This is a genomic window from Bradyrhizobium sp. 2TAF36, assembly GCF_052114925.1.
Classification (GTDB): domain Bacteria; phylum Pseudomonadota; class Alphaproteobacteria; order Rhizobiales; family Xanthobacteraceae; genus Bradyrhizobium; species Bradyrhizobium barranii.
The window spans coordinates 1-7,095 of the sequence record NZ_JBFRFR010000167.1 but is presented as its reverse complement, the minus strand read 5'-3'; the positions used below and the strand labels follow the sequence as shown (position 1 = coordinate 7,095).

6 protein-coding genes and 2 pseudogenes are annotated in these 7,095 nt (G+C 65.1%); 5 read left to right on the top strand and 3 right to left on the bottom strand.

Annotation, left to right across the window (positions count from 1 at the left end):
• From AB4Z51_RS43565 to AB4Z51_RS43550, 4 genes and pseudogenes are all read left to right on the top strand, one after another.
• Positions 1-115: pseudogene (locus AB4Z51_RS43565) on the top strand (IS110-like element ISMex17 family transposase); the annotation flags it as partial.
• 140 nt (positions 116-255) lie between these two features.
• Entirely contained in the window at positions 256-2,832 is a 2,577-nt protein-coding gene (locus AB4Z51_RS43560) for a ligase-associated DNA damage response DEXH box helicase (protein WP_441499636.1), read from the top strand.
• A 116-nt stretch (positions 2,833-2,948) separates the two neighbouring features.
• Positions 2,949-3,647 (top strand): ligase-associated DNA damage response endonuclease PdeM, encoded by a 699-nt coding sequence (gene pdeM, locus AB4Z51_RS43555; protein ID WP_441499635.1) that lies wholly within the window; start codon positions 2,949-2,951, stop codon positions 3,645-3,647.
• Positions 3,648-3,967: 320 nt separating this feature from the next.
• Positions 3,968-4,399, top strand: coding sequence for a hypothetical protein (locus AB4Z51_RS43550; RefSeq protein ID WP_014491352.1), 432 nt, complete (start codon positions 3,968-3,970; stop codon positions 4,397-4,399).
• A 111-nt stretch (positions 4,400-4,510) separates the two neighbouring features.
• Here AB4Z51_RS43550 and AB4Z51_RS43545 read toward each other — a convergent pair whose 3' ends face one another.
• Complete coding sequence (locus AB4Z51_RS43545; RefSeq protein WP_071909165.1) at positions 4,511-5,293, bottom strand: DUF2865 domain-containing protein; 783 nt, start codon at positions 5,291-5,293, stop codon at positions 4,511-4,513.
• 237 nt (positions 5,294-5,530) lie between these two features.
• Complete coding sequence (pyrE, locus tag AB4Z51_RS43540; protein WP_014491354.1) at positions 5,531-6,094, bottom strand: orotate phosphoribosyltransferase; 564 nt, start codon at positions 6,092-6,094, stop codon at positions 5,531-5,533.
• Positions 6,095-6,265: 171 nt separating this feature from the next.
• Between pyrE and AB4Z51_RS43535 the strand changes: the two genes are divergently transcribed.
• Positions 6,266-6,892, top strand: coding sequence for a glutathione S-transferase family protein (locus AB4Z51_RS43535; protein WP_441499634.1), 627 nt, complete (start codon positions 6,266-6,268; stop codon positions 6,890-6,892).
• An 81-nt stretch (positions 6,893-6,973) separates the two neighbouring features.
• Here the strand turns inward: AB4Z51_RS43535 and AB4Z51_RS43530 are convergent.
• Positions 6,974-7,095, bottom strand: a pseudogene (locus tag AB4Z51_RS43530) (IS110-like element ISMex17 family transposase); the annotation flags it as partial.

The following is a 7,095-nucleotide window of genomic DNA, read 5'->3' as shown; positions in this document are numbered from 1 at the left end:
GCGCCTCGTGGCCAATGGAAAGCCGAAGCTCGTTGCCCTGATCGCCGTCGCCCGCAAGCTGCTGACCATCCTCAATGTCATGATCAGGACGAAAACACCATGGCAACCCGCTTGACAGCGAACACAGTCGCTCACCCGTCTCGCCGCTGTCGCGGCGAGCCACCCTCTCCCGCAAGGGGAGAGGGAAAAGCGGCGCCCCGCTATTCACGTCCCCACCCCTCGACGAACCCACCCCCACGGCTTACCTGTGATGCCGTGCCGCCCCGCATCCTCAAAATCCCGGCCGAGCCGGCCACGCTGCTGCCCGACCGCTTCCAGGCGTGGTTCGCGGCCCGCGGCTGGTCGCCGCGTGAGCATCAGCTCGCGCTGCTGGACAAGGCGCGCGAGGATCGTTCCGCACTGCTGGTCGCGCCCACCGGCGCGGGCAAGACGCTGGCGGGATTTCTGCCGACGCTGGTGGAGCTCTCGACGCAGCCGGTCGGACGGGACGGAAGGGCGAAGCAAAGCCTCGTATCCACCGGCCGCGATGTTCGCCGCAGCGATGGCCTGCACACGCTCTACATCTCGCCGCTGAAAGCGCTCGCCGTCGATATCGCCCGCAATCTTGAGCGGCCGATTGCGGAGATGGGGCTGCCTGTTAAGGTCGAGACCCGCACCGGCGACACGCCGGTGTCGCGGCGGCAGCGCCAGCGGCGCTATCCACCCGACATCCTGTTGACGACGCCTGAGCAGGTCGCGCTGCTGCTCTCCTCCGACGACGCGCCGTTCCTGTTCTCCTCCTTGAAGCGCATCGTGCTCGACGAGCTCCACGCGTTGGTGACGTCCAAGCGCGGCGATCTGCTTTCGCTGGGTCTGGCGCGGCTCTGGCGGCTGGCGCCGCAGCTGCGCGCGATCGGCCTGTCGGCGACCGTGGCCGAGCCGGACCAGCTTGCGCGCTTCCTGGTGCCGCAGCCCGGCGGGAAGGAGGCGGCCGCCGACATTGTCGTCGCCGGCGGTGCCGCGCCGCCGCTGGTCGAGATGCTGGATACGCGCGAGCGCCTGCCCTGGGCCGGTCACAGCGCGCGCCACGCGCTTCCCGAAATCTACGAGCTGATCAAGGCCAACAAGACCACGCTCGTCTTCGTCAACACCCGCAGCCAGGCCGAGATGCTGTTCCAGAATCTCTGGAGCATGAACGACGACAACCTCGCGATCGCACTGCATCACGGCTCGCTCGACGTCGCCCAGCGCCGCAAGGTCGAGGACGCGATGTCGGCGGGCAGACTGCGCGGCGTGGTCTGCACCTCCTCGCTCGACCTCGGCGTTGACTGGGGCGATGTCGATCTCGTCGTCAATATTGGCGCGCCAAAAGGCTCTTCGCGTCTGATGCAGCGGATCGGCCGCGCCAATCACCGCCTTGATGAGGCCTCGCGCGCGGTGCTGGTGCCGGCCAACCGGTTCGAGGTGCTGGAGTGCCGCGCCGCGATCGATGCGATCGCCGAGAATGCGCAGGATACGCCACCCTTGCGCACCGGCGCACTCGACGTGCTGGCCCAGCACGTGCTCGGCCGCGCCTGCGGCGAGCCGTTTCTGAGCGATGATCTCTACGGCGAGGTGCTCACGGCTGCGCCTTACTCAGATCTCGCCCGGCAGGATTTCGACGACGTCGTCGATTTCGTTGCCACCGGCGGCTACGCGCTGAAGACCTATGAACGCTTCGCCCGCATCAAGCAGGACAAGCAGGGGCGCTGGCGCGTTGCCAATCCAAAGGTGCGGCAGAGCTATCGTCTCAATGTCGGCACCATCGTCGAGGAGCCGATGCTGAAGGTGCGGCTCGTTCGTGGGCGCTCCACCGGCAGCGGCTCGACCGGCGCCATCGCGCGCGGCGGCCGCGTGCTCGGCGAAATCGAGGAATATTTTATCGAGGGCCTGACCGCCGGCGACACCTTTGTGTTCGGCGGCGAAGTCGTGCGCTATGAGGCGTTGGCCGAGGACCAGGTCTATGTCTCCCGCGCCAACGACAAAGACCCGAAAGTGCCGTCCTATATGGGTGGCAAATTTCCGCTCTCGACCTATCTTGCCGAGCGCGTGCGGCGCCTGCTCGACGACCGCCGTGCATGGAACGGTCTGCCTGAGCAGGTGCGCGACTGGCTGTCGTTGCAGAAAGACATCTCACGTGTGCCCGGCGTGCGCGAGCTGCTGGTCGAGACCTTTCCACGCGGCAACAAGCATTATCTCATTTGCTATCCCTTCGAGGGCCGGCTCGCGCACCAGACGCTGGGCATGCTGCTGACGCGGCGGCTGGAGCGGATGCGCGCCCGGCCGCTCGGCTTCGTCGCCAATGAATATGCGGTGGCGATCTGGGGGCTTGGCGATGCCTCCTTCATGATCCGCAACGGCGAGCTTAATCTCGACGCGCTGTTCAACCCGGACATGCTCGGGGACGATCTCGAAGCCTGGCTCGCGGAATCCGCGCTGATGAAGCGCACCTTCCGCAATTGCGCGCTGATCTCCGGCCTGATCGAGCGGCGCTTCACCAGCGAGGACAAGAGCCGCCGCCAAGTGCTGTTCTCGACCGATCTCGTCTACGACGTCCTGCGCAAGCACCAGGCCGATCACGTGTTGCTGCGCGCCGCCCGTGCCGATGCCGCCACCGGGCTGCTCGACCTGCGCCGTCTCGGCGCCATGCTTGCCCGCATCCAGGGTCGTATCACGCATCGGGAACTCGATCACGTCTCGCCGCTCGCCGTCCCCGTGATGCTGGAAATCGGCCGCGAGTCAGTCTATGGCGAAGCTGGTGACGAGCTCCTGGCGGAAGCCGCCGACGAGCTGGTCAAAGAGGCGATGTCGTAGAGAATTTTACCAGTGGTGCGCGCAACTCCATCCACATCGTCATGCCCGGGCTTGACCCGGGCATCCACGTCTTTGCTTCCGCGGCAAGAACGTGGATGGCCGGGACGAGCCCGGCCATGACGGAGCAAGTGGCGCTATCGATCTCATCGACACGCACTTTGGATGTGGCTGGCATCGCGCTCCACGCCGATCTCTCCGGTGCGCTGTTCTGGGAAGAGCAGCGCCTGCTCGTCGTCTCCGATTTGCATCTGGAGAAGGGGTCCAGCTTCGCCACGCGCGGTGTGCTGCTGCCGCCTTACGATACGTTGGCAACGCTGAGCCGTCTCGCTGCTGTCATCTCCCGCCATAATCCCCGAACGGTCATCGCGCTCGGCGATAGCTTTCACGACCGAACCGCGCATGAGCGGTTGTCGTCCGACGATCGCGATGCTGTTGCCGCACTCCAGACCGGCCGCGACTGGATCTGGATCTCGGGCAATCACGATCCCATGCTGCCGCGCGATCTCGGCGGGACCATCGCCGACGAAGTCGCGATCGGCCCGATCACCTTCCGTCATGAGCCAACAGGTGCGCGCGGCGAGATCGCCGGCCATCTGCATCCGAAGGCGCGCGTCTCCGCACGCGGCCGCTCGATGGAACGCCGCTGCTTCGCCAGTGACGGGATGCGCGCCGTGATGCCTGCCTTCGGCGCCTATGCCGGCGGTCTCAGCATCCGCGATGCCGCGTTCGCAAAGATCTTTCCCAGCAATGGCTTTGTCGCCCATCTGCTCGGTGACCGCCGCGTCCACGCCATTGCGGCCTCGCGCTGTTATTGAGATCGCGGCCTCGTGCCAACCGGATCCATCGGGCACGTCAACGGAAAATAGGACAGGACTACGTCCAGTACTTATCCGGAATCGCCTAAGTCCATAGGTACCTCTAACTTGCCAAATTGCCGGGGCTGGATTTCATCCCGAACACGATTGCAACCGGCAAAGGGGTCGCTGCGAGGCGACCCCTTTCGATTCCGCCAGCCGGACTTTGTCCCCTGTTCTGGAACAAATTAAGAACACTTTAGCAAGTCTTTGATATATCATTGTGATTCGGCGCGTTGCCGACACAATATCTAGCGTCCGTCAGACTTTGCGAGGACTACATGTCCACCATCGCCTTTGATCAATTTGCCCTCACCCGGATCGCCGATTTCGCGCGCTCGCTGTCGCGGCTGCATCAGGCCGCGCGGCGCTACGCGGTCGATGACGACCAGTTCGACCGCGAGTTCAACGCGGTGTGCCAGTCGATCTGGGGCTACACCATCGACGACGTCAGCGACGATCTGTTCTCGACCGAGGATCATCTGTTCCTCGACACGCTGGACGAAGCGCATGCGCGCATCTTCGCAGCCGAGCAGGGTTACGATCTCATCGGCGAGGCGGGCATGCTCACCGACTGGTGGGGCTTCTGCTGGATGATCCTGGCCGAGAAGCGCGGCCTGCTGACTCAGGAAAACCGCGCCGCCGCGCGCGCGGCGATCGAGGAGAAATATCTGGCGGCGCCGAACGTGATCGGGGTGATCATCGGGAGATGACGCAGCACCCTCCGTCACTGCGAGCGTAGCGAAGCAATCCAGAATCTGTCCGCGGTGGCAGACTGGATTGCTTCGCTGCGCTCGCAATGACGACTTTGATTTAGTTGGGGCTTAGTCCAGCCCCGCCCGCTTCGCCGGCTTCTGTGCAGGGGTCTTCGGCACCGTCACGTCAGGCAGTGCCTCGCGCACGATCTCGACTGAGGCCGGCGCATCTGCTGCGACCGTCTCCGCGCGCACCGGTGCCACCTTCATCTCGCCAAGCCGCGCGCGGACCTGCGCGGTGAGGCCGGGGTAGGAGGCAACCGGCGTGAAGTCCGCAGCCTGGTCATTGCCGACGCGGATGCCGGTATAGGCGACGAGGCCGTCGCTGGTCGCGATCACGTCGCCGGCTTTCAGCGAGGAATCCAGCGCGAGATCGACCGGGGCGAGGCCGACCGGCTCACGGCCGTTGCAGGTGCAGTCGGCACGCAGCGCCTTGCGATAGGCGAACGCGTTTTCGCTGTCGGCGTAGCGCTCGCCGGTCTGCGAAGCGGCGCCGTCGATCGAAGAGCCGAAATAGACCTTTGTCGTGGTGGCAGGACAGAACGCCTGACACATCTGGGCGGGCGAGGCGAGGCCGCGCATCAGCGGAAAATATTTGCCGTCGCAGGTGCGCACGCAGAAGGCCGGGCCGGAGCCGCCGGCCGCCGCCGCGCGTGTCGGGGGCACATATTGCGGGTTTGCGGGATTCTGCTGGCTGGCGAAGGGATCGGCAAAGGAGTTCGACTGCTGCGGAACCTCACGCTGCGGCCGGGGCCGCTGCATTCCGCCGAAGAAGAAGTCGAACAGGCCTTCGGCCGAAGCCGGGGCTGGAGCTGCAAGCAGCGGGGCCGCCAGGCTGGCGGCCACAAGCATCGCGCGACGCGCATGGGACAAGGCTGTACGCAATGCTCACTCCGACGCTACTGAACCGGCCGGAACCTTCCGAGGTCTCGGCACATGATTCACCATAGTGCTGGATGGTAAATGAGCAGTTGAGCGGAGGCGATTTCAAGTCGAGGCCGTGACCTCTTCAAGGCCGGGCACAGCTTCCGGCGGATGGTTGCTTCCGGGCAACGCCCGGGYATGGACGGCCAGGACTGTCTCGCGGCCTTAAGCCTTCAAGAACTCCGACGCCTTGTACAGCGAGCGGAACGGCAGGCCGGCCGCGCCAAACGTATCGGTGGCGCCTTCCTCGCGGTCGACCATGGTCAGCACCAGCACCACTTCGGCGCCGGTCTCGCGTACGGATTCCACCGCCTTCATCGCCGAGCCGCCGGTGGTGGTGACGTCCTCGACGATCACGACACGCTTGCCTTCGAGCGTCTCGCCCTTGGGCAGGCCTTCGATCGCGAGCTTCGCGCCGTGCTCCTTCGGCTTCTTGCGCACGAAGAACGCCGCGATCGGATGGCCCTTGATCCAGGAGATCTGCGCCAGCGCGCCGGCCAGCGGCACCGCGCCCATCTCAAGCCCGCCGATGAAGTCGAGCTGGTCGTCCTTCAGCGCCTCATAGGTCAGCTCGGCGAGCAGGGTCGCGCCCTCGGGGTCGAGCATGGTCGGCTTGAGGTTGAAGTAGAAATCGCTCTTGCGGCCCGACGCGAGCGTGACGTCACCGCGGCCGAAGGAGCGCCGGCGGATGATTTCGAACAGGCGGGCGCGGGAGGCAGATTTCGACACGGCGGTCCCTCGGGGCTTTTTGGAGGTGGCGGAATTTATCCGCGACGGCCGCGACATTCCAGAGGGGACCGGTCGAGTCAACAGGGACCGGCCATCCCGGTCCGCCAGTTGTGGGGGTGCAACCTTCTGGAGTAGTTGGATGCCAGATATCTCGGGGAAGGAAATGCCTGAATGACCATCGAGCTGCACACCTGGAACACGCCGAACGGCCGCAAGATCTCGGTCGCATTGGAGGAAATGGGGCTGCCTTACAAGGTGGTGCCGGTGAACATCACCAAGGGCGAGCAGATGGCGCCGGGCTTCCTGAAGCTCAGCCCCAACAACAAGATCCCCGCGATCGTCGACCCCGAGGGGCCGGACGGCAAGCCCGTCAGCATCTTCGAGTCCGGTGCGATCCTGCTCTATCTCGGCGAAAAGACCGGCAAATTCCTGCCGAAATCGCTTGCCGGGCGCATCCCCGTCTATGAATGGCTGATGTGGCAGATGGGCGGCTTCGGCCCGATGCCCGGCCAGGTGCACCATTTCATCGCGCTCGAGAACGAGCAGGATCGCGCCTATGGCCTGAAGCGCTACATGGCGGAGACGCGCCGGCTCTACGGCGTGCTGGACCGCCGGTTGGAGGCCCRCGACTTCGTCGCCGGCGACCTCTCGGTTGCCGATTTTGCCATCCTGGGCTGGGCCTGGCGCCACCCTCGCCACAAGGTTGAGCTGGCCGATTTTCCCAACGTCAAGCGCTGGTATGAGGCGCTGATGGAGCGTCCCGCGGTGAAGCGGGGCATGGACGCGAAGCTGGATTGAGGGGCCTTTTTCCCTCCCCCCCTTGTAGGGGAGGGTGGCTCGCCGCGCAGCGGTGAGACGGGTGAGCGACTGTGTTCGCTGTCAAGCGGGTTGCCATGGTGTTTTCGTCCTGATCATGACATTGAGGATGGTCAGCAGCTTGCGGGCGACGGCGATCAGGGCAACGAGCTTCGGCTTTCCATTGGCCACGAGGCGCTCAAAGA

Excerpts from the sequence above, each read along its gene's own strand:
- AB4Z51_RS43550 (WP_014491352.1), top strand. The coding sequence starts at position 3,968 with ATGTCCACCATCGCCTTTGATCAATTTGCCCTCACCCGGATCGCCGAT.
- AB4Z51_RS43545 (WP_071909165.1), bottom strand. The coding sequence starts at position 5,293 with ATGCTTGTGGCCGCCAGCCTGGCGGCCCCGCTGCTTGCAGCTCCAGCC.
- pdeM (WP_441499635.1), top strand. The coding sequence starts at position 2,949 with ATGACGGAGCAAGTGGCGCTATCGATCTCATCGACACGCACTTTGGAT.